Annotated in this window: 18 protein-coding genes; 9 read left to right on the forward strand and 9 right to left on the reverse strand. The window is 58.0% G+C overall.

Going from position 1 to position 20,287, the window contains the following annotated elements; all coding sequences use genetic code 11:
• Positions 1–14 precede the first annotated feature (14 nt).
• Genes B5D61_RS02005 through B5D61_RS02020 form a run of 4 tightly spaced genes read left to right on the forward strand, consistent with a single transcriptional unit; the run spans position 15 to position 5,880 of the window.
• Entirely contained in the window at positions 15–1,031 is a 1,017-nt protein-coding gene (locus B5D61_RS02005) for an AAA family ATPase (protein ID WP_078811612.1), read from the forward strand.
• Positions 1,028–2,776 carry a hypothetical protein gene (locus tag B5D61_RS02010; RefSeq protein WP_139373004.1) on the forward strand — a complete coding sequence of 583 codons (1,749 nt, stop codon included), beginning with the start codon at positions 1,028–1,030 and terminating at the stop codon, positions 2,774–2,776. The genes B5D61_RS02005 and B5D61_RS02010 overlap by 4 nt, the downstream gene beginning before the upstream one ends.
• 4 nt (positions 2,777–2,780) lie before the next feature.
• A complete protein-coding gene (locus tag B5D61_RS02015; RefSeq protein WP_217698876.1) occupies positions 2,781–3,800 on the forward strand; it encodes an ABC transporter ATP-binding protein in 1,020 nt (339 codons plus the stop codon).
• A gap of 10 nt (positions 3,801–3,810) precedes the next feature.
• Positions 3,811–5,880: a BamA/OMP85 family outer membrane protein gene (locus tag B5D61_RS02020; RefSeq protein ID WP_217698877.1), complete on the forward strand. Its 2,070-nt coding sequence runs from the start codon at positions 3,811–3,813 to the stop codon at positions 5,878–5,880.
• A gap of 16 nt (positions 5,881–5,896) precedes the next feature.
• Here the strand turns inward: B5D61_RS02020 and B5D61_RS02025 are convergent, their stop codons facing one another.
• Positions 5,897–6,772 (reverse strand): TerC family protein, encoded by an 876-nt coding sequence (locus B5D61_RS02025; protein WP_078811615.1) that lies wholly within the window; start codon positions 6,770–6,772, stop codon positions 5,897–5,899.
• A 137-nt stretch (positions 6,773–6,909) separates the two neighbouring features.
• Here B5D61_RS02025 and B5D61_RS02030 point away from each other — a divergent pair, with 137 nt between their 5' ends.
• Positions 6,910–7,875: a L,D-transpeptidase gene (locus B5D61_RS02030; protein WP_217698878.1), complete on the forward strand. Its 966-nt coding sequence runs from the start codon at positions 6,910–6,912 to the stop codon at positions 7,873–7,875.
• A 15-nt stretch (positions 7,876–7,890) separates the two neighbouring features.
• Here B5D61_RS02030 and B5D61_RS02035 read toward each other — a convergent pair whose 3' ends face one another.
• The 6 genes from B5D61_RS02035 to B5D61_RS02060 form a co-directional block, all read right to left on the reverse strand.
• A complete protein-coding gene (locus B5D61_RS02035) occupies positions 7,891–8,613 on the reverse strand; it encodes a carboxylesterase family protein (RefSeq protein WP_217698879.1) in 723 nt (240 codons plus the stop codon).
• Between the two features lie 806 nt (positions 8,614–9,419).
• Positions 9,420–10,088, reverse strand: a complete 669-nt coding sequence (locus tag B5D61_RS02040) for a hypothetical protein (RefSeq protein ID WP_078811617.1) — start codon at positions 10,086–10,088, stop codon at positions 9,420–9,422.
• A gap of 17 nt (positions 10,089–10,105) precedes the next feature.
• Positions 10,106–10,477 (reverse strand): nuclear transport factor 2 family protein, encoded by a 372-nt coding sequence (locus B5D61_RS02045; RefSeq protein ID WP_078811618.1) that lies wholly within the window; start codon positions 10,475–10,477, stop codon positions 10,106–10,108.
• A 74-nt stretch (positions 10,478–10,551) separates the two neighbouring features.
• Entirely contained in the window at positions 10,552–11,748 is a 1,197-nt protein-coding gene (locus tag B5D61_RS02050; protein WP_245846428.1) for a 3-dehydroquinate synthase, read from the reverse strand.
• A gap of 88 nt (positions 11,749–11,836) precedes the next feature.
• Positions 11,837–12,745 carry a UbiA family prenyltransferase gene (locus B5D61_RS02055; protein ID WP_078811620.1) on the reverse strand — a complete coding sequence of 303 codons (909 nt, stop codon included), beginning with the start codon at positions 12,743–12,745 and terminating at the stop codon, positions 11,837–11,839.
• Between the two features lie 42 nt (positions 12,746–12,787).
• Positions 12,788–14,497, reverse strand: a complete 1,710-nt coding sequence (locus B5D61_RS02060) for a tetratricopeptide repeat protein (protein ID WP_078811621.1) — start codon at positions 14,495–14,497, stop codon at positions 12,788–12,790.
• Positions 14,498–14,631: 134 nt separating this feature from the next.
• Here B5D61_RS02060 and B5D61_RS02065 point away from each other — a divergent pair, with 134 nt between their 5' ends.
• From B5D61_RS02065 to B5D61_RS02080, 4 genes are all read left to right on the forward strand, one after another.
• Positions 14,632–15,399 (forward strand): outer membrane protein, encoded by a 768-nt coding sequence (locus tag B5D61_RS02065; protein ID WP_078811622.1) that lies wholly within the window; start codon positions 14,632–14,634, stop codon positions 15,397–15,399.
• Positions 15,400–15,449: 50 nt separating this feature from the next.
• On the forward strand, positions 15,450–15,923 hold the full coding sequence (locus tag B5D61_RS02070) for a hypothetical protein (RefSeq protein WP_078811623.1): 474 nt from the start codon (positions 15,450–15,452) through the stop codon (positions 15,921–15,923).
• 2 nt (positions 15,924–15,925) lie between these two features.
• On the forward strand, positions 15,926–16,915 hold the full coding sequence (gene bamD / locus B5D61_RS02075) for an outer membrane protein assembly factor BamD (protein WP_078811624.1): 990 nt from the start codon (positions 15,926–15,928) through the stop codon (positions 16,913–16,915).
• A gap of 62 nt (positions 16,916–16,977) precedes the next feature.
• Positions 16,978–17,685, forward strand: coding sequence for a Rieske (2Fe-2S) protein (locus tag B5D61_RS02080; RefSeq protein ID WP_217698880.1), 708 nt, complete (start codon positions 16,978–16,980; stop codon positions 17,683–17,685).
• 7 nt (positions 17,686–17,692) lie between these two features.
• On the opposite strand, the gene B5D61_RS02085 is transcribed toward B5D61_RS02080, so the two are convergent.
• Together B5D61_RS02085 and B5D61_RS02090 are read right to left on the reverse strand one after the other, a co-directional pair.
• A complete protein-coding gene (locus tag B5D61_RS02085; RefSeq protein WP_078811626.1) occupies positions 17,693–18,226 on the reverse strand; it encodes a hypothetical protein in 534 nt (177 codons plus the stop codon).
• A 124-nt stretch (positions 18,227–18,350) separates the two neighbouring features.
• On the reverse strand, positions 18,351–20,285 hold the full coding sequence (locus tag B5D61_RS02090) for a heavy metal translocating P-type ATPase (protein WP_217698881.1): 1,935 nt from the start codon (positions 20,283–20,285) through the stop codon (positions 18,351–18,353).
• Positions 20,286–20,287: the final 2 nt, after the last annotated feature.

Below are 20,287 nucleotides of genomic sequence, written 5' to 3' on the forward strand. Positions count from 1 at the left end.
TTAATTCTCCGGCGATGTCGGACCCTTATGAGATGGATGGCGAAATTCAGTCTGCGGTGAATTCCATCGCGGCATTGAGGCAAGCGCTCAATGAAGTGTTGTTTGGTCAGGAGGAGTTGATTGACCTCGTGCTCTGCGGGGTGATCGCTCGTGGACATGTGCTGCTAGAGGGCCTGCCAGGACTGGGCAAAACGGAGCTGGTGAAAGGCTTGGCCAAAGCCCTCAACCTCACCACACGCCGGGTGCAATTCACGCCCGATCTGCTACCGGGAGACATCACGGGCAATCCAGTGCTTCAGGAAGTGGAGGGCCGTCGTGAGTTTGTCTTCCAGCCGGGGCCGATCTTTACCAACCTACTCCTGGCGGATGAGATCAATCGCGCTTCACCCAAGACGCAATCGGCTTTGCTGGAAGCGATGCAGGAACGACGTGTCACCGTGCTCGGCCACACGCACACCTTGCCAGATCCCTTCTTTGTTTTGGCAACCCAGAACCCGATTGAACTGGAAGGCACCTATCCGCTGCCGGAGGCGCAGGTGGACCGCTTCCTTTTCAAGCTGGAGGTGCTGCGCAACAGCGCGGAGGTGCTGGCACGCATCGTGGCAAATCGTGAGTTGGGGATGGAGCCGGAGGTGCCGGCCATCACGACACGAGAAGAGTTTGCTCAGATTCAACAGACCGCACGGCGCATTTTTCTGCCGGAGATTGTGGCGGATTACATCGCTCGCATTGTCGATGCCACGCATCCGGGGCAATCCAAAGCCGCTGAAGGAGTGCGCTATGGAGCTAGCCCGCGAGCTGCCTTGAGCTTGGCTTCCGCAGTCAAGGCGCGTGCCTTAATGCATGGCAGGCCCAACGCGAGTTTCGAAGATGTGCAAGCCCTGGCTCCGGCGGTGCTGAACCATCGTGTGTTGCTGGACTATGCCGCACGCATGGATGGGCGCAGCAGTGCCTCCGTGGTGCGGGCCATCTTGGCCGAAGTGCCGGTGCAGAAACTGAGTGTGCCTAAAACCCTGAAGGAGGCGGCATGAAACACTGGTTTCTTATGGTTAGTCTCGGCTGGGTGGCCCATGCTCACTCACAGGACGTCATTACCGATGATTTTTTGGACAAAGGCCTAGGTTCTCGCTTGGCCATCCGCAGCGTCTTTGATCCGATGCCGCCGGCAGGTTATGCCCCGGTGCGGATCGTTGCCACCAATGGAGCGTCGGCCGACAGTGTCTGGCGATTTCAATTCAGTTCTGAAACGCAGGACTATCGGCGCAAACAGAGCCATGTGAGCACGTTGAATCTCCCCGTGCCTGCTGCTTCCACCCAATCAGCAGTCTTTCTGGTGCCGTTGGTGGCGAATTACAGCAATGGCTCTGGCTATGGCAACAACGGCCATGCGCTGAACATCGAATTCTCTGGAGGCGAGGTGAGGAAGTTTTCGGCCTATGATAACCGCGTCAGTGAATTTGCAGCGGTCGCGATTAGCAAACCATTGGCGGATGGCAGTCTATCCGCGCTGGAGGAGGAGGTCGAAAAGCTGAACAAAGCGGGCAGTCGCTATTACGGCGAATCGATTTTTGGCAGCCGATTCACGGCGGAAGATTTGCCGGAGGATTGGTTAGGTCTAAGCGGTTTTGATTTCATCATGCTGACGGACCTGGAGTGGCAAAAGGTATCGCCGGGTGTGCGTATGGCTCTACTTCAGTGGTGTAGGTTTGGTGGAGCCCTGCATTTTTATTACACTGGCGCTCGACCCGCCTCGCTGCCTCCCGACAACCCCGCGTATGGTCTGGGTGAAATCCAGAGCTATACCTGGAACGGCAGCAAGCTTCCGGTCAAGGAAACCGTCAAACGCTACCGAGAAGAGAACTCGCACTTCAGTCAGCTGATTGAAGGTCATGCGAAGAATAAAAAGTGGGGGCTTTTGCAGGCTCTAGGGACACGCAATTTTAATTCCTGGCAGGTTGTCGCCTTCCTGGTCATTTTCGGTGTCTTGGTCGGCCCGGTGAATCTGTTCATCTTGGCTCCTTCGGGGCAGCGGCATCGGCTCTTCGTGACCACACCGTTGCTGTCGCTCGGGGCCAGCGCCGTCATGGTGGGACTGATTCTTTTCCAGGATGGTATCGGTGGAAAAGGTGCCCGGGTGACGTTCATCGATCTGGAGCCTGCTGAGGCGACGGCTTATGTCGTGCAAAAGCAGTTTGCCCGCACCGGCATGTTGTTGGGGTCCAGCTTTGAGGTCAAGCAGCCGGCCTTGATTGAGCCTCTGGCTTTACCGTCTTCGCCCTGGGTGAAATTGGATTTTTCGGATGCTTCACAGCCCGTTAACCTGCGTCAGGAGGGTCCGCTGCGCAGTGGAAATTACTTCCAGAGCCGCGCGGAGCAGGCGCAGATGATCCGTGCCTCCATCTCCACCCGAGCTCGCTTGGAGCTTCAACCCGGAGCTTCGCCTGAGGGCCCCCCGGTGGTGGTGTCTGCACTCGGATTCACGGTCGAAGAGATGTTTTATGTGGATGCGGGTGGCAAGGTCTGGTCTCTGGCCTCGCCTCTGGCAACAGGCCAAAAAGCTGCTCTGACTCCAGCCACCATGGATCAGCTGACCGACTGGTGTGCCCGACGAGGTGAGGCGTTGGCTGTGAAGACGCTTGGCAAGTATTTGACGGAGCCTCGCAATCACTTCTTCGCTTCGGCTCAAGCCGCCCCAGGGTTCACTCAAGAGACGCTCCCCTCCATCCGCTGGCAGCAGAATGAGGTCCTCGTTCATGGCAGCCTTCCTCCCCCCTGACCCTATGCATCAGCCCGCATCCCCAGCCCTTGAGATGGATCGCAGTCAGCCTGCGATTTGGGTGGAAAATTTACATCGTTCCTTTGGCCAACTTCAGGCCGTGCAGGGAGTCTCTTTCCGCATTGATCACGGCAAGGTGGTGGGGTTTGTCGGGGCCAATGGCGCAGGGAAAACGACGACCATGCGTATCCTCGCTACCCTGGACTACCCCAATGCGGGCATGGTGAAAATCGGCGGGCATAATGTGGTGCATTATCCAGAGAAAGTGCGTCGTTTGTTAGGCTGGATGCCGGACAGCTTTGGCACTTACGAGCACATGACCGTGCTTGAGTATCTGGACTTTTACGCACGTGCCCTGGGCTACAAAGGCCAGGAGCGCCTGCAGCGCATTCAGGAAGTGATGGACTTCACCGATCTCACGCCGCTGGCAGATCGCATGAGCAACAAGATGTCCAAGGGACAAACTCAGCGTCTGTGCCTGGGTCGTGCGCTTTTGCACGATCCCCAGATTCTCATCATGGATGAACCCGCTGCGGGGCTGGACCCGAAGGCGCGCGTGGAGCTAAAGCAACTCATCCGCATCCTGGCCGATGAGGGGAAGACCATCCTCATCAGCTCCCACATTCTCAGCGAGCTGGGCGAGATGTGCGACAGCCTGCTCTTCATCGATAAAGGCCGCATTGTGCATCATGGCGATGCGGAGTCCATGACGCGGGGCAGTGCGCAGGCGGGCGAGACGCTGGTGAACGTGCAGGTGTTCGGTGAGCCGACCCAACTGGTGCAATGGGCCCTGACCGCGCCCATGATCCAGGTGGTGGAGGAGACGAAGCGCGGTGCACGTTTACGCATCGAATCGAAAGATGAAGCCACGCTGGCAGGGGTTTTGCGCCGAATGATAACTGATGGATTGCAGGTCACTGATTATCACCGTGAAGAGCGAAGGCTCGAAGATGCCTTCATCGACATGCTGGGGCAGATTGACAAAGGCACTTTCAAAGGCGACTCCGCTGTGCATGGGGAATGATGTCCATGAGATGCGGGGCCACCTCCGGTTGGTAAGCTGGCGGGCAGGACTGGCCTCAGTCGTGTTACTGACAGGGGGGGGGCTGTTCGGTGCGGACGATCTCTCGGGGCCTCATGTCATCGAAGAAGCCGGCGTTTCCGTTCAGGTGGTCGGGGGAGACGGCATGGACTGGTCAGACGTGGGTTCAATGCTGAAAGATCAGCTCACACTGTCGGGCAATACGCAACCCTCGGAGCCTCTTGCGGATGATCTGGCCTTCTTCACTCGGCAACTGTATATCCGCGAGGGTTGGCCAGAGGCCGAGGTGGCTTGGGAGATCAAGGGCGGGGTCATTTTACTCACCATCCGTTCCGCTCAGCAGGTGCGCGTGGGCGAGATCACATGGCGGGGAGACATCCTGGTACCTGAGGATGAACTGCGGCGTTTCCTGCTCCGCGCCAGCCTGGAACGTGATGGCGCGGATAAAAACAATCCCGTCTGGGTTCAGCGCGAGATCGAGGCCGGGGTGGGCCTCGTGCAGCGTCGCTACCGGGCTGAGGGTTATCTTCAGGCCGAGGTCTTGCTGCAACCCGCAGCAGAGCCCCACGAGAACGGCCTGCGAGACATCACCGTGGAGATCAAGGCGGGGCCTCATTTCACCTTTGGCACCGTGGCTTTCACGGGAGCACCGCCGGAGTTGGAGCATCTCATGCAGGAGCAGATCGCTCAGACGCCGGGAGTGCCCTTCAATGAAGCGCGCATGCAGCAGATCGAAGGCAAGTTAACCAGCATGGCCAAAGAACGCGGTTGGCTGCTGGCCACCACCTCCTCCAGCTACACGCTCGGCCAAGCAGGTGGCACCGTGGATGTCCAACTGACGATGGAAGCCGGGGAGCGGGTCCTGATCGCCCGGCTGAGTCCGCATGAGAACTTCAGTCGGGGTTCCACCCGCGTGCTGCGAGCAGGTTTTAAAAAGGCGGTCGGCAAATATTACTCGGCAGAGGACCTGGATGTGATGTTCAAGCGTGCCTTGGATACGGGAATGTTTGCGCGCTTGGATGTGGAGCCTCAGCTCCAGGCCGGCATCTCTCCTCCAGTCGCCGAGCTGCGCATGACCGGGGAGGAGACGAAACCGCAAACGCTGGGGTTTGAGCTGGGTTATGATACCTTTCTGGGTGCTCAAGCCGGGGTAAACTACCGCAATACTAACTTTCGCGACACGGGGAACACCCTGGCGGCGGAGCTGAACTACAGCCTCGCGGGTCCGCTGGGATCGGTGGCCTTGACCGATCCGGCGATTTTTAACAGCGGCTTTTCCTCCACCCTTCGCTTGGCCTTGGAGAACTTCAGCCTCTTCGAGTATTCCCGGTATGGTAGCAGCCTGAATCTCCAGCTCACTCGTCAGGTGACCAAGGCTTTTTCATACAGTTTGTTTGCCGGTTTTTCCGTCAATACGGTGTCCACGGACGTGCTCACCGATGCCGAGTTAGGCCCTAGCAATTACGCTCTGGGAACCATTGGTGGCAGTGTGATGCTGGACTTCCGGGACAGCCCCGTGCTGCCGCGCAAAGGCTGGTTTCTCAGCGGTCGCCTGGAGTCCACGGCCGGAGGCGATGTGACCTACATGCGCACCGATCTGCGGGGAGCCTTCTATGTGCCCATCACGAAGAAGTTCCGTTTCGCCGCTGGGGGAGGATTGCTGAGCATTCAGGGCAGCCCCGTGGAGGATCTGCCCATTGATTCCCGAGTGTTCAATGGCGGCCCCAATACCGTGCGGTCTTTTGCCGAGCGTGAGTTAGGCCCGATGACGACCGGCGGCACGCCGCTCGGGGGAACCGCTGCGGTCTTTGGCAGCGCGGAGTTCAGCTATGAGATTTACCCCAACCTGGAGATCGCGCTCTTCGGAGATGTTGGCAGTCTTTCAGGGGCGAATAACGGAACCCCTTTCGACTATTCCTCCGACTTCCGCACCGCCATTGGGGCTGGTTTGCGCTACAAGCTGCCCTTTGGCCCCATCCGCATTGATTACGGTCACAACATGAATCAGCGTCCAGGGGAGGGCAGCGGCATGCTGCACGTGACGGTCGGGTTTGCGTTTTAAAGGTGGCTCTTCCACCTCAGGCGGCGGGCGACTCTTTCTTTTTAAACAGAGCGATCAGCAGGGTGAAGGGCAGCAGAATGATCTTCAGGATCAGGCCCACGACGATGGCGACCAGCTTCATGGGCACCCGCAGGGCGGTGAAGAGGGGCTTGAGGGCCACCTGCACGGACGGCACCTTGGCGTAGAGGATGGAGACGGCCAGGATGATGATGATGCCGATGAATTTGCGCTCCGCACCCACATGCACCGGGCCTGGGAAGATCTGGAAGCCGCTGTGAGGATCGCTGAGCAATTCATACACGAGGATGCCTCCGACGTAACCGATGAGCACAAAGGCGGTATCGGCAAGGATGGGGAATTTCTCCAGCAGCTTGATGCAAGCCCCCGCCACGAAACGCAGGGCCAAGATGCCGATGAAGACGCCCGTGCAGACGACCCAGAGCTTAGGACTCATGGCCACGGCGGCCACGACGTTATCCACGCTGAGGCTGAGGTCCATGATCTCGATGCCGATCACGGTGGCCCAGAAACCCCGCTGATTTGCGCTGTCCGCTTCGCCATCGTTATCTTCATCCCCGGCACCGGTGAAGTGCTCGCTCATCAAGTAAACGAGATAGGCGGCTCCACAGATCTTCAGCCACGGGTTCTCGATGATCCAGGCCGCGAAGGCGAGGCAGAGCCCGCGGAAGACATAGGCGCCGATGATGCCCAGTTTCAGCGCCAGATATTTCTGCCGCTCCGGCAGATGGTTGGCCATGGCAGCGATGGCCAGGGCGTTATCCACGCTCAAAAGCCCTTCGATCACGATCAGGGAGATGATGATGGGCACAGCATCGATCAGTTCCGCTGAGGTGGGGAAAAAGGCGAGGAGAGCGTCGGCGACCAGAAACATGGATAAATCAGAAGGGCGTTACCTACATGGCGGCGCGGGGATGCCAAATGCCTTTTTTCGGGCGGACTGGATTTTCACAGGTTGAAGCTGGCTCTGGCGGACGGCGTTTTTCCGGGCATGGTCAGAGCATGCGTTGGATGATCCTTTTTCTCTTGGCCGCCCTGGTGAACCCCGGGTTTGCCCAAGACACCGGCCCTGCTGCCGATAGCCACGGCGTGCCGACCGACCTGAATACCATCCTGCAGCTTCAGATCTTCTTAGACCGTCACATGTTCGGCCCCGGGAAGCTGGATGGAGCGGTGGGAGAGTTCACCTACAAGGCGGTGGTGAACTACAACTTCGCCCACGGCAACCGGGACCTCTATGATTGGCAGCCAGTGCTGACGGCGGCGGCGCAGGAGGTGCCGGTGGTGTATGCCGCCTTTAAGATCAGGACCGATTTGGAGAAATTTGTGAATCCCCAACTCCCTGAAAAACCCGAGGATCAGGTGAGCCATCCCTACATGGCCTATCGCAGTTGGGCCGAGCTCGTCGCAGAGCGTTTCCACACGGACGAGACTTTCCTCGCGAAGTGCAACCCTAACCTCAAGCTCACCGCCCTGAAGCCCGGTGATGTGGTGATGGTGCCAAATGTGCGCTCCTTCCGGATCGAGGAAGTCAAAGCCATGCAGAGCTTTCCCAAGGACGCCACCTTGAGCCTCAATACCATCGTCGTGGATACCACCGAGCGCATCGCCGCCGTCTATGATCCTGGTGAGCGGCTGCTGGCGGCCTTTCCCATCACGCCCGGTAAACCGGAATTCATCCCCGTGGGCACCTGGAGTGTGAAGACCATCATGACCACCCCGAGCTTCCGTTATGACAAACAATTCCTCGAAGAAGGCGTGCGGGGCAAAGAAGCCTATCAACTGCCCCCCGGACCCAACAGCCCCGTGGGCATCATCTGGTGCGGCTTGAGCAAATCCGGCATCGGTCTGCACGGCACCGCGCTGCCGCGCACGATCGGCCGCAGCCGCAGTGCAGGGTGTGTGCGCTTGGCCAACTGGGATGCCATCCGCCTCCCTCAGTTGGTGCGGCCCAGTTCACCGGTTATTGTCCGGTGATGGCCTCACAGCTTGTTAATCCGCACGCTTTTGCGCAAACATCCACTCCCAGAGCTCAGGGTTGTCATAGGTCTGGGTCCAGGAGTCGTGACCGACACCGGGATAGATGGTGAGCTTGGCGGAGCTGCCCGCTTTTTTGAGGGCGTCATGCATCTTGATGGAGAAATCCACCGGCACCGCTTTATCCGCATCGCCGTGGAAGATCCAGCAGGGCAGGTCCTTGATCCGCTCCGCCATGACGAAGCCGACCCCGGCTCCACCGCAGATGGGGGCGATGGCGGCAAAGGTATCGGGATACGCAAGAGCGGTGTTCCAGGTGCCAAATCCACCCATGCTGATGCCGGTCAAGTAGAGGCGGCTTATATCCACGCGGTGGGTCTTGATGATCTCATCGACCAGACCTTTGACCCCATGTTCATTCCAGATGCTCTTCAGCGGCACCTGCGGGCAGACCACGATGGCCTCGAACTTCTTCCCGGCGGCGATCAGCTTTGGTGGACCGTGTTTCTTCAGCAGTTCCAGATCATCCCCACGCTCACCGGCACCGTGGAGGAAGACCAGCAGCGGCCATTTCTTCGCTGAATCGGCCTCATAGCCGTCTGGCAGAGAGAGCAGGTATCTGTAACCCACCTTCAGTTCAACAATGCCTTCATAGCTCTGCGTGGTGAGGTCTGCGGCAGGAAGGCTGGAGGCGGTCATGAGGGTAGCCACGGCGAGGGCGAAAAACGAGCGGGTCATGGATGCTATGAACGCTGAATCGAGGCCTGTTTTCCAACGGATTGTCGGATTCCTGGCGACACTCGCGTCGCCGTGAAACTCTGTTTGGAACCCGTTAGACTATCCAACCCACTCGATATTGGAACATCGAGCTACCTGCCTATCGATCGCAATCTGAGGTCGCCGAAGTCAGGGAAGGTATTGAGGAAAGTTGCCAAGTTGCCGTAGCTAAGGTGGGCAACTTGGCAACTTTTACCGAGTTAGATGGGAGTGTCTATTTTTTGACGAGCGATTGGTTAGAGTGATCTAAAGCTTCTAGGGTGTGTTTTAAAACTGGGGAGGAGCCGTTGAGTCAGAAAGAGGGGCAGGGCAAGGCGCGAGCGCAGTGCCTGTATCCTTTGCGATACTGGCCCAGCGAAGCAACGCCGCCATGGCTCTCTTTCTGACTCAACCCGGAGGGCCAATGAGGCATGGACCGAAGACCTGCGTTGAACACCTCGGAGCTATGTATCCATAGCCCCAGCGGCGTTCGCCTTGTTCTTCAGCCCCTGTTCATTGGCGGCTCTCTACCCAGTTTTAAACACGCCCTAGCGTATAATAATGCCATTTTGACACATATATTGGCTAAGCGTCGTCAATTCATCTGGCCTTGCGGACAGCTTCCAAAAAGTTGCCAAGTTGCCGTGCTTAGCTACGGCAACTTGGCAACTTTCTTGGTGGGCCTCTTTGTCCTCGCTGACTGTAGAGAGGGCTGATCAGTCTAAGCATGGGGCGGGTCAAAATCCACCATTCACCCACCCGATCCGCATTGCGGGAGAGAATCGGGGTCACGGATAGTCCGCCAGGAGGGTCTTCTCCTTCGGCACCCGCCACTCTTCCTTCAGTTCCAGCGGTTCATCGGCAATGCGCCAGCAGCCATAGGGCAGCTTGGCCCGCATGTAATAAGAGCCGCTACCCTTTCCAATCAGGCTGCCTTCGATCACCTGTTGCTCATTCAAAATAACCGCGCGCCAGCGGGAGGCTTCGATGACGAATCCTTCGTTATCCCAACCGACCTCAATCACTGGCACGAGAGAGCGATCCTGATGCTTTCCGGCAAAGGTGGCGATGCTCCATTCAGGCTGTTTGTAGGTACTGGCAAAGCGGATGCTGAGCAGCTTGTAGCCTCGCTGTTGGAGAGATTGTTTGACGAAGTCCAGCGGCACGGCCAACAGCGCAGCCAGCGCCCAGTAGTCGGCATCATGATCGTGCAATCGGGTCAGGCAGCGCTCCGCCCAGGCCTTGCTTTCCTCGTCGTTCGAGCGCCACTCGGTCCAATACGGAGCGAGGCTGTTGGAAAGCAAACCGACCTCGTGCATGGCACCCGTCACATTGATGCGTGCATCCAGAGACGTGGTGTCAGTGAGCAGAGTATCGAACGCGCTCACCAGCACCCAATGCCCTTTTTCCAGGGCTTTTTTACGTGCGGCTTTGAGTTTGGAATCGGGGACGGGCATGGCAATCGCGGGTGAGGTTATTGGCGAGGATAAGGGCCGAGATGCTCATGGGCAATCAACCAATGGCCTTGTTTCTGGATGAGGATGGTCGTGCCACGCCCGCCTCCAGCGGCTTCTTCGCCCGCAATCTTCCCGCTCCAGCGGAATTCATAATGGCAGGCGGCCATCGTTTCTGTGACGGCCGTCCAGACGATGTGGTGCAGGCTGTAGTGCTCGTCCTGGATGAGAGCGAAGGTCTTTTCAAAGGCCGCCTTGGCCGCTGCGTGACCCACGAACGTGTTCTCGGTGAACATGAACACGGCGTCGTCTGTGACGCATGGGGCGATCTTTTCCCAGGCGTGCGTGTTGAGCTGATCAACGTAGTTGGTTAGGGCTTCGGCGGGACTCATGGCTGCTAGGGCTGAGAACAGTCCGCCGCAGACTACGGAACCTCGGCTTTCAGCTCAATCTTCAAATGCGCAGATCATCCTTCCACATCGGCCAGTGAGCCGACGTCGGCATGCTCGCGAAGATCTTCGAGGGCGGCGAGGATGAGGTCGCGGTCCATTTCGTGGACTTCGAGCTTTTGGCCGATCTTCGGCACGAGCGTGACGGTGAGCTCGCCGCCGAGATGCTCACGGAATTCTTCCAGGCCTTCGAGGATGGTGGGTTCACCCGTGCGGCCTTCGGCGAGGAGATCGGGGTGGAAGGTCTCGAAGCCGATCTTTTCAATGAGGCCCACGACACGGCGGGCGGTCGGAGCATCGAGGATGCCTTTTTTCACGGAGTAGATCAGATCCACGGCCATGCCGATGGCGACCGCTTCTCCATGAGTCACTTGGAAGTGGGTGATCTGCTCCAGCTTATGCGCGGCCCAGTGGCCAAAGTCGAGTGGGCGTGCACTGCCAAGCTCGAAGGGATCACCACCCGTGGCGATGTGCTCGACATGCAACTCAGCACTGCGCTGGACCACGCGCTCAAGTGCAGGCTGTTCCAAACGCGCGAGGGCATCGGCCATCTGCTCGATCTCTTCGAAAAAGGCGCGGTCACGGATGAGGGAGACCTTGATGGCCTCGATAATGCCATTGCGGCGTTCCCGTTCCGGCAGAGTTTCCAGAAAGGCGTGGTCGTTCACCACGGCGAAGGGGACGGCAAAGCTGCCCACCCAGTTCTTTTTGCCGAAGTAATTGACGCCGTTTTTCACGCCGACTCCGCCATCGCCCTGACTGAGGGTGGTGGTGGGGAAGCGCACGTGGCGGATGCCGCGGTGGGCGGTGGCTGCGGCAAAGCAGACGAGATCGAGTGCGGCACCGCCGCCGATGACGAAGACGTAGCTATGGCGGTCGAGCCCGGCATCGTTGATCGCCTGCCAGCAGTGCTGGACGAGAGAGAAATCGTTTTTGCAGGGTTCACCGCCGGGTAGCACCACGGGATCACCGGCCAGATCCATCACCTCCGCGTGAGCGCGGGCGTAGGTGCGGATGTCGTTGAGCAGGCTCGGAGTGGCCGAGGCCACGTGGTCATCCACAAAGACCAGCACCCGGGGCACTTTGTGAGGATGATCCAGCAAAAGCAGGTCACAAATCGTAGTATTCGCAGCCGCGAAGACATCGCGCGTGAAAAGAATGCGATGAGCGTATTCGAGCCTGATTTTCTTCTCCAACATGGCGGGGGTGGTCACGGAATCTTACGCCCGTGGAGGCGAAAGGGAAAGACAGAACGCCCAATATGAGTCAGTTCATGCACGCAGAAAACCAAGAAATCGTGGGCTAAGTGGCTGCAATCCAACGCTGCCACAGTCGTAGGAGCGGCGCGATTCCGACAAACATGCAAGCTAGGCTCAGAGAAACCTGCATGACGGCTAGGGCATCAACGATAGCGATGCCTGCTAGCAGCAGTCCGACTGCCTCGCCAATGGCTGGGCCGCCGCGTTTCATCACCCGGCTGGCGTGCAGCACGAGGCCGATGAAGATGAGGATGAAAACGGCAGGGGCCAGGGGAGTGAGATCCCCCAGTAGGGAAATGAGTTTCCAGTTCGCTCGCGACAACCAATACCCCGTGGCGACGATGGCGGGGGCAAATAGCAGGGTGCGGGCAAACCCCACTTGCCAGGGTTTGACGACGGCTCCCTTGGCCTCCATACGCGCCACTTGGGTCAAACCGACGATGTAAGCCCCGAGAGCCAGGGCAGCGACCAAGACGTCATTCGAGAGTGAAATCATGTCGCTCCAGGTGGTGACGGCTGAGGCGGCCATGGCATAGAGCAACACCCGGCAGGCACCCATCACCCACACCGCTCCCGGCCAGGGCTTATGATAGAGGTCGTAAAACAGGATCGCTGCCGCGAGGGCCAGGGTGACCCGGCCATTGGCTCCGCCGGGACCTGTGGCGAGGATCATACCCAGCACCATCATGGCTCCACCGACGATCCAGGCGCTCGCGAGGGGGATGCGGCCGGTGGGGATGGGGCGCTCTTTTTTATGCAGACGGTCGTGCCCTGCATCGGCCACATCATTGAGGATCATGCCGGCGGTGTAGAGCAGAGAACCGGCGAGGAGCAGCCAGGCCAACCGTGCGTCCCACCAGGGCCCCCCCGCCAGCAGCCAAGCGGCCGTGACATTGGTCCAGACGGTGGGGAGGTTAGAGATTCGGGCGAGTTCGAGCCAGGCACGGAGCATAAGCGCCCTATTCTGCCGCTGGCCTGCCCGGGGAGCGAGCGATTAGTTTTTACCTGCCTTCAGCACCTTTTGATGCTGTAGGATGGCCTCGCGGGCTTCGGTCTGCTTGCCCTGTTTTTTGTAAGTGTGGGCGAGATTCATCCAGGCATGCGGATGCGTGGGGCGGAGGCGCACCGTGTTTCGGTAGGCCTTGGCCGCTTCATCGTAGTTCTCCTTTTTGTCGAACAAGAGTCCCTGGTAATACCAAGCCTCGGAGTAACCGGCATTCAGCTTGAGGCTTTGGGAAATGGCGGCTTGGGCACCTTCATAATCCTTCAAGCGACCGCGCACATACGCCTGGAGATAGTGAGCCTGAGCATAATCTGGTGCCAGTAGGGTAACACGGCGCAGGGCATCATCGGCGGCACCGAGATTGCCATCCCGCACTTCCCGACTCGCCAGCAGCAGCCAGGCGAGTTGATCGTTTGGGCGCTGCTCGACGGCTAACTGAAGGGCCTCGCGGTCTTCGGAGGTATCGGGCAGGCCGCCGGCGTTTTCGCGCATTTTGGCAAAGGCAAGTTGATGCCAGTAGAGGCCAGCTTTCGGGTCCAGAGCCACAGCTTTGCGCTGGCAATTCAAGGCCTCAGGGGAGGCCCCCAGGTAGGTGGCACTCAGTCCTAGCAGTGCCCAGCACTCAGCACTACGGGGATACTTGCGCGTGAGCTGCACGAGCTTGCGCATGGCAGACTCCACACGCTTTTGCTGAAGGGTGGCAAAGGCGGCGACGAATTCAGGATCGTTGGCCACTTCACGCAGTTTGGGGCTCTGGGGAAGTTTGGACAGCGGCTGAAGCGGGGCGCGTTTTTTACGCAATTCAAAAGCGGCGGCATCACAGGGCAGGGCAAAGTTCATCCAGCTCTGGAGCGGCACCTTCATGCCGACGATGGCCATGACGCGTCCATTTTGAGACAACACGGGAGATCCCACGGCCCCAGGGGAATCGGTGCCACGAAGGTTCAACCAACCCAGGCCGGTCAGGGCGCTATCCATCTGCACTTTGGCATCGGCCAACACGAGGCCGCGTTTCTCAGAAACAGCCAGCACATGGCAGGGGCGTTCCTCGGTGAAGTTAGTGTCAGGAGCGAGCTCAAGCGGTGTGCTGGTTTTGGCTTCGCTCTGCAGCAGGGTCACTCCTGTCACCAGATCGGCCACATAGAAGCCACTGATCTTGTGGTTCGTGCCATCCGCGCCGGTTACGGTCATGTAGTCCACCTTTTCGGCGATCTCAGGATGTAACAAACCGGTGTCGGTGAGGATGATGCCGTCCGCGGTGACGAAACAGCCCACGCCAGCACTGAGTTGATTGCCGAACTCGTCCCACACTCGCAAGCTGACGACGGAGGCCGCCACCTTCATCCCGAGGGCGCGGAGCTCCAGCTCCTGGGGAGTCAGCGGTTTTTCGGGATTGCCTTGAGGCAGTTCTTCACCTGGCAGATAGGGTGAAACGGGGGGCAGCAGTTCCAGGTTCTCTTCGTCCGCCATGGGCAGATCCCTTTTCTCCCCCTGGAAGAGCAGGAGCGGGTTTTCATAGTTGTTCACGTCCACTGGGAAGCCGGGCTGCTCAGGCAGGGCAGGTTCGCCAGTGGTAGTCGGAGCAGGGGATGGAGAGATGGGATCCAGCACCGCCGCAGGCTGTTTGGGCTTGGGAGCTGAAGTCTGTGCCACGAGAAAAGCTGGCAGCAGAAGGAGGGTGAGGAAAAACGGACGGCGCATGGCTGGAGGCACTTCGTGCAAGTGTGAATCGAATGTGACAATTCGCGGGGGCTTATGTGTGACGAATTCTTCACATCGAACTCATTTCAGAGAACAAAACTGCGCGGTAATACAGCGCCGACTCCCTATCTACCATGCGCCCCCTTGCCTTGTTTCTCGTTTCATTGTGTGCCCTCACCGCGTCTGCGGCTGAGCTGGAGTTGAAGTCCCTTGGCGGTGGCGAAGGCATCGCTCAAAAACGCAAGTATGGCCCGTATGTCGGTGTGTCTGTCGGTGAGTCCATCAGCCAAGACGGCAATGTCAAAATCGGTGACCGCAAATTCGGCCTCGATGACAGTGACGGTGCCGCCATCTTCAGCATCGAAGTGGGTAAAAGCTGGAAGATGAAGAAAGTGCCTCTCATGATGTCTGTCGATGTGGAGGGCACGTTCATGTCCACCCAATTAAGCGGCAAATCCAAGGATGCTACTCAACCTACCGGTGGCAGCCGCTTGGCAACCGACACGGTGGCCTACAATGCCGACATGAACTCGTTGTTCTTCAACCTGAACGGCACCTTCGCTCTGGATCTCTATCGTTACCGTGCACGCATCGGTAAGTTTGCCGCCGGTTTCCGTCCTTACATCGGTGCGGGTCTGGGTGGTGGACAGGTCTGGTATCGCAATGCGACGGCGAAATCCCGTGCTCAATACAATGGCACAGGCACCGATGCCGCCAGCAGCACACCCTTCAGTGTGGATGAATTCATCAATAGCTGGAACTGGTATGCCGGTCTCGAATGGACCTGGAAAGATCAGTATTCCGTGTTCTTCGAATACCGTGACTTCCACTATGGCGATCTGGAAGAGCTGACCAACTTTGCTTCAGACGGTTATCTGGTGGGCTTCCGTTACCGCTATTGATCTCTTCTTAACGCTCGTTGCCTTTCCCCTCAATCCTCTCTTAGTCTAACATGAAGTTCTCCCGCCTGTTTGTTCTGGGTCTCGCCGCCGCAGCCTTGGTTTCCTGCAAGACCATCACCTCTGAGCGTTTGGCCTTTGCCGATGCACCTGTCAGCTATCAACTCGTCAGCGAGATGGTGGATGAAGAGACCATCGAATACAGTGTCAAATTCCGCAATGTCGGTCAGCAGGTGGTCAGCTTCGACTACACCATCGCCGATGAGCCCGGTGTGCCTCACATCGACTGCCTCGGGCCAAATTCCGGCCTCGTGGAAAACCTCTATCCAGGGGCTGAAGCTTCCGTGAAGAACCCTGTGAAAAGCATGAGCCATGTGTATGTCACTTTGGGTAAAGTGACGGCTGGCAAACGCACGAGCGATCAACTGGCGAAGCAATACAAACCCAGCACGCTGATTCCTGCGACCTCCACCGGTGGTGCCTCACCACTGCCTCTGTTGGAGTCCGTGAATGCTCCTGGTGAATAACCATGTTCGTGACGTCTCCGTCTTTTTCTTTTCTTCGCAGCCCTGTCATCGCAGGGCTGCTTTGCTTTGTTCTGCTCAGCTTCTGTCTTGAAAAGACCCAGGCGGCGGATGATTCAGAAACCGTTCGCCGACTTTATCAAAAAGCTCAGCGGCTGGTGGCAGAGGGGGACTCGGAGGAAGCTCTGGACCGGTTTCTTACGCTTGCGCAAAAGTATCCTCAATCCGAGTGGGCGCCTGCTTCGCTGTGGGAAGTGTATCGCATCAGTGTCCACTTAGGAGATGATGAATCGGCTTTTGAAGCTTTAAATCGTTTGATCATCGGGCAGCCTGGTCACTTTGAAAAAGCCCATGCGGCTCAGCTTCAATTGGTGAAGCGATTGTTAGGCGGTGGTAAAGAAACTCGGCGGTCTTTAGAGCCCGTGCGCAAGTCTCAAACGACTTCACCGGAGATCATCCAGGAGATGCTGAAGACCATCATCAAGAATGGCCCGCAGAGCGAAGTGGGAATCCAGGCGCATTATTACCTGGGCATCGCATTGGAGAAGAATGGCGAGTTTAAAGAAGCCATCGCCATGCACGAGGACTTTGCTGAGACGTATCCCCAGCATGAACTCGCAGACGATGCGGGCTATCAGGTCGGTTATATCGCCTACAAGCAATGGAAAACCATGCGTAGCACCGGCCCGCATCAGCGTGAAAACGCCGCCATTTATCTGGCATGGTTCATCGCTAAGTTTCCAGAAAGTGACAAGGTCGCTCAAGCGCGTTCCTGCCTCTCAGAGGTCCGCTCCTCAGAATTGCGCGAGTTGATGAGTCTCGCTCGCTTTTATGAATCTCGAGGCAATGAAAAAGCGGCTGCCATCTATCATGAACAGATCGCTTCTCGTTTCCCTGAGGCGGTGATTACCGATAAAGACCTGCGTGAGAAGGTGATGAAATCGGCGCAAACCAACCCGGCGGTTGAACCCGATGTGGTCGGACCTGTGCGCTGAGGTGATCAATCTGTCACTCTTTCTCACTACGCATTAGTAGGGAGAAGAGCATGCTTGGGGAGATGCAACGTCGCACATGGCTGCAAGGCTGGATGTTAGGCACCGTCCAAGCTCTGACGGGTTTCGCTTGGTCACGACTTTTGGTTTCTGAAGTGCAAGCTGTCCAGACGGGGCCGGGAGCACTTTACTTACAGGTGGCGGATTATCCTACACTCCAGCAAAACGGTGGCTCGATCATCGTGGATCTCGGGGAGATAGTCCCTCCCTTGATCGTGACTCGGGCTGAAGCTAATGCGTTTTATGCTCTAGATTCGAAGTGCACGCATGCGGGCTGCATCGTTGGCGGTTATTCGGCGGCTCAAGGCTTCATCCAGTGTCCTTGTCACGGTTCTCGTTATGACATCCAGGGGCGGGTGATCCGAGGGCCGGCGGATCAGAATTTGACCTCGTATGCCGTATTTTTAGACCCGAGTGGCGAGTTGAAAATTTTACATCCGAGCCTCACTCTGAATGCCAAGCCTGCACAACTGCTGCGGCGCAGTCCCACCTCGCTGCGGCTAAGACTGACTTTCCGTGCCACAGCATCGCGGCGCTATCGACTCCATTACCTGAGCGCACCGGGTGCGACTTCAATCCAAGTGCCCTTTGCCGTTCAGGAACATTCTAGCTCAACTCAGCAGGAGTTCATCGCAACCAGTGACGGGTTACGCCATCTCTATGTCGATTCCTCGGCGAAACGAGGTTTCTTCCAAGTGATGGAAGTGGAGTGAAAGCGTTTCAATCGCCTAACTCACCACTGAAGATCACGGTGATGTCTTCCTGGCTGAATCCCTTTTGTTGGAGGGCTTCGCGGGTGACTCTGCGTTGTCGGGCCTCATGTGCGTAGATGCGCCGCAGGGTGTCCTGCCGTTTGGCTGGATCGGTGATGGAATCGGCCCAGGTGAGGGCGGTATCCAAGTGTCCCTGACTGGCCATTCCCTGAGCAAGCAGGTGCAAGCTGGGGGCAATGGCCTCGAATCGCTCCGTTTCATTGATCCAGGCCGTCGCTGCGGAGGGGTTTTGGTGGAACCATAACATGAGGCTGTCGTTGAGCTGCTGCATGTCTCCGTCTTTCTCTAAAGCCTTCACTTCGCTCTCGTAGTCGCGGACGATGATCGTGCCCTGAGGCCGGGGAATGACTGCGAGTGCGGCCGGCTCATCCTCGCCAGGATCGGGCACGTCAGCATCTTCCCAGAAAGGCTTGTCGACCTGATTGATCTCTGCGGAAAGTGAGGAAGTACCGGCGTGGCCCGGCTGAGTATTTCGAGCCATTGGTGTCTCCTGCGTTGGCTGATGGCCTGGGCGCGGTGTGTCGTTGGAAGGCTGGCCGAGAAAGAACCCTATGCCGACAGCTACAGCCAGGGATAAGAGGATAGAGACTAATAAAAAGCGATTTTTAGGCATTGGCCGGGGTCATCGGTGTCGCAGTCTCCAAGGACGGAGCCTGTGGGTTTTCTTCATCAAGGAGAAGCTCAAGACCGTCAAAGCGCAGCAATCGTGCGCTGTTGAAAATCACGAAAAAAGCACTGAACTCGTGCATGAACGCTGCCGCGACGGGACTGATGAAACCCAGACTGCTGAGGCTGATGGCTAGGATGATGAAGGCGAAGCCGCAAAGCAGGTTCTGATTGATGATGCCGACGGTTTTGGCTGAAAGCAGGAGAAGGTCCGGCAGGCGACGCAGATCATGAGACATCAAGGCGATATCGGAGGTGTGCACCGTCACATCATTGCCTAGGCTCCCCATGGCGACACCCACATCTCCCTCGGCAAGTGCTGGAGCATCGTTGAGGCCATCGCCAATGACGAGCACGCGTTGGCCTGCGGCTTTCAGCGCGCGGATGTGAGCGACCTTGTCCTCAGGCAGGCATTCCGCATGGAGGTGAGTGATGCCGACCTGAGCAGCGATGTGCTCGGCGGCTTCTCGGCGGTCTCCCGTCAGCATGTGGAAGTTCTCAATGCCCAAAGAGCGTAGCCGCTCCACCGCTTCACGAGATTCAGACCGGACTTGATCGGCGAGTAAAAAGGAGGCGATGTGACGGTCTCCATCGGCCAATAAGACGAGGCTGTGGCGGTTGAACTGTCCCGGATCGATGGCAAGCTGAACACCTTGCTGCCGCAGCCAAGAGCTGCGACCGATCCTCAAAGTGTGCTCTTCGCACTTACCCTCCAGGCCTAACCCAGAGTGCTCCATGAAATCGCTGGGGGTGGTCAAGTTCATACCTTCGCCTGCCTGCGCAATGGCGCGTGCGACGGGGTGATTGGATTGACTTTCCAGGCTGGCCGCAAGTCGAATGACTTCGTCTCGGGAAAAGCGGTCATCGTGAACCAGCACATCTTCCAACTCCAGATGTCCTAGCGTCAGCGTGCCGGTTTTATCAAACACCACAGTGTCCACCCGCCGGGCTGTTTCCAGATGACGCACGCTTTTGATCAAGAGCCCCATCCGCGAGGCTGAAGCAATGGCCGAAACCATCGCGGAAGGGCTGGCCAGCACAAAGGCGCAAGGAATACTAACCACAAGCACGGCAATGGCGCGCTCGATATCCTGGCTGAAAAAGAAAACGCTCGCAGCGATCAATAGAATCAGAGGCGTGTAATAGCGGGCATAATCCTCGGCCAGACTAATGATAGGAGCCTCGGATTCCTTCGCTTGCTCGATGATGCTCTGCACGCGCCCCATGACCGTGTCACTGCCCGAGCCCGTGACACGAGCGTGCAATGATCCATTCAGATTGGCCGTGCCGGCAAAGATGGCTGTGCCGGGTGAGGCTTCGATTGGCACAGATTCACCGGTGATGCGACTTTGATCGATCAAGGCCTGGCCTGAGATCACGGTTGAGTCGGCCGGAATGATTTCACCCGGACGAATGACGATTTCATCGCCAGGTCTTAATTCACTAGCTTCGCACTCGTGCTCGCCCTCGCTGCTTTTCCGGCGGGCGCGGATACGACTGAGTTGACGCAGTTTCGAGAGGGCCATCTCTACCCCGACGGTTGTGCGCTCCTCCAGCATTTGACCAAACAAAAGGATGATGGCCACGATGCCTCCCGTGACATACTTCCCCGTGGCTAGACAGGCGGCTAAGGCCAGCACCACATACTGATCCATGTAGAACTGAGTGGCTGCGAAACCCGTGGCACGGATGGCTGTGATGACTCCGCTCACGATGGGGGCCGCCACGATCAAGGTGGCAACGAGAGCGAGTGTGCCCTGCAAAGCCTCCTGGCCCGGGCGGAGCCAGCCCGTCAGCAGGGATGCCGCCATCAGCGCGGTGGCCATGAATAAGAGCGAGAGACGTCGCCGCGTGGAGGTATCGAGATCGTTCATAT

Source organism: Prosthecobacter debontii (assembly GCF_900167535.1).
GTDB classification, from domain to species: Bacteria; Verrucomicrobiota; Verrucomicrobiia; order Verrucomicrobiales; family Verrucomicrobiaceae; genus Prosthecobacter; species Prosthecobacter debontii.

What these genes read in the sequence shown, in the direction of transcription:
- B5D61_RS02005 (WP_078811612.1), top strand. Translation starts at nt 15, where the DNA reads ATGTCGGACCCTTATGAGATGGATGGCGAAATTCAGTCTGCGGTGAAT.
- B5D61_RS02010 (WP_139373004.1), top strand. Translation starts at nt 1,028, where the DNA reads ATGAAACACTGGTTTCTTATGGTTAGTCTCGGCTGGGTGGCCCATGCT.
- B5D61_RS02015 (WP_217698876.1), top strand. Translation starts at nt 2,781, where the DNA reads ATGCATCAGCCCGCATCCCCAGCCCTTGAGATGGATCGCAGTCAGCCT.
- B5D61_RS02020 (WP_217698877.1), top strand. Translation starts at nt 3,811, where the DNA reads ATGCGGGGCCACCTCCGGTTGGTAAGCTGGCGGGCAGGACTGGCCTCA.
- B5D61_RS02025 (WP_078811615.1), bottom strand. Translation starts at nt 6,772, where the DNA reads ATGTTTCTGGTCGCCGACGCTCTCCTCGCCTTTTTCCCCACCTCAGCG.
- B5D61_RS02030 (WP_217698878.1), top strand. Translation starts at nt 6,910, where the DNA reads ATGATCCTTTTTCTCTTGGCCGCCCTGGTGAACCCCGGGTTTGCCCAA.
- B5D61_RS02035 (WP_217698879.1), bottom strand. Translation starts at nt 8,613, where the DNA reads ATGACCCGCTCGTTTTTCGCCCTCGCCGTGGCTACCCTCATGACCGCC.
- B5D61_RS02040 (WP_078811617.1), bottom strand. Translation starts at nt 10,088, where the DNA reads ATGCCCGTCCCCGATTCCAAACTCAAAGCCGCACGTAAAAAAGCCCTG.
- B5D61_RS02045 (WP_078811618.1), bottom strand. Translation starts at nt 10,477, where the DNA reads ATGAGTCCCGCCGAAGCCCTAACCAACTACGTTGATCAGCTCAACACG.
- B5D61_RS02055 (WP_078811620.1), bottom strand. Translation starts at nt 12,745, where the DNA reads ATGCTCCGTGCCTGGCTCGAACTCGCCCGAATCTCTAACCTCCCCACC.
- B5D61_RS02060 (WP_078811621.1), bottom strand. Translation starts at nt 14,497, where the DNA reads ATGCGCCGTCCGTTTTTCCTCACCCTCCTTCTGCTGCCAGCTTTTCTC.
- B5D61_RS02065 (WP_078811622.1), top strand. Translation starts at nt 14,632, where the DNA reads ATGCGCCCCCTTGCCTTGTTTCTCGTTTCATTGTGTGCCCTCACCGCG.
- B5D61_RS02070 (WP_078811623.1), top strand. Translation starts at nt 15,450, where the DNA reads ATGAAGTTCTCCCGCCTGTTTGTTCTGGGTCTCGCCGCCGCAGCCTTG.
- bamD (WP_078811624.1), top strand. Translation starts at nt 15,926, where the DNA reads ATGTTCGTGACGTCTCCGTCTTTTTCTTTTCTTCGCAGCCCTGTCATC.
- B5D61_RS02080 (WP_217698880.1), top strand. Translation starts at nt 16,978, where the DNA reads ATGCAACGTCGCACATGGCTGCAAGGCTGGATGTTAGGCACCGTCCAA.
- B5D61_RS02085 (WP_078811626.1), bottom strand. Translation starts at nt 18,226, where the DNA reads ATGGCTCGAAATACTCAGCCGGGCCACGCCGGTACTTCCTCACTTTCC.
- B5D61_RS02090 (WP_217698881.1), bottom strand. Translation starts at nt 20,285, where the DNA reads ATGAACGATCTCGATACCTCCACGCGGCGACGTCTCTCGCTCTTATTC.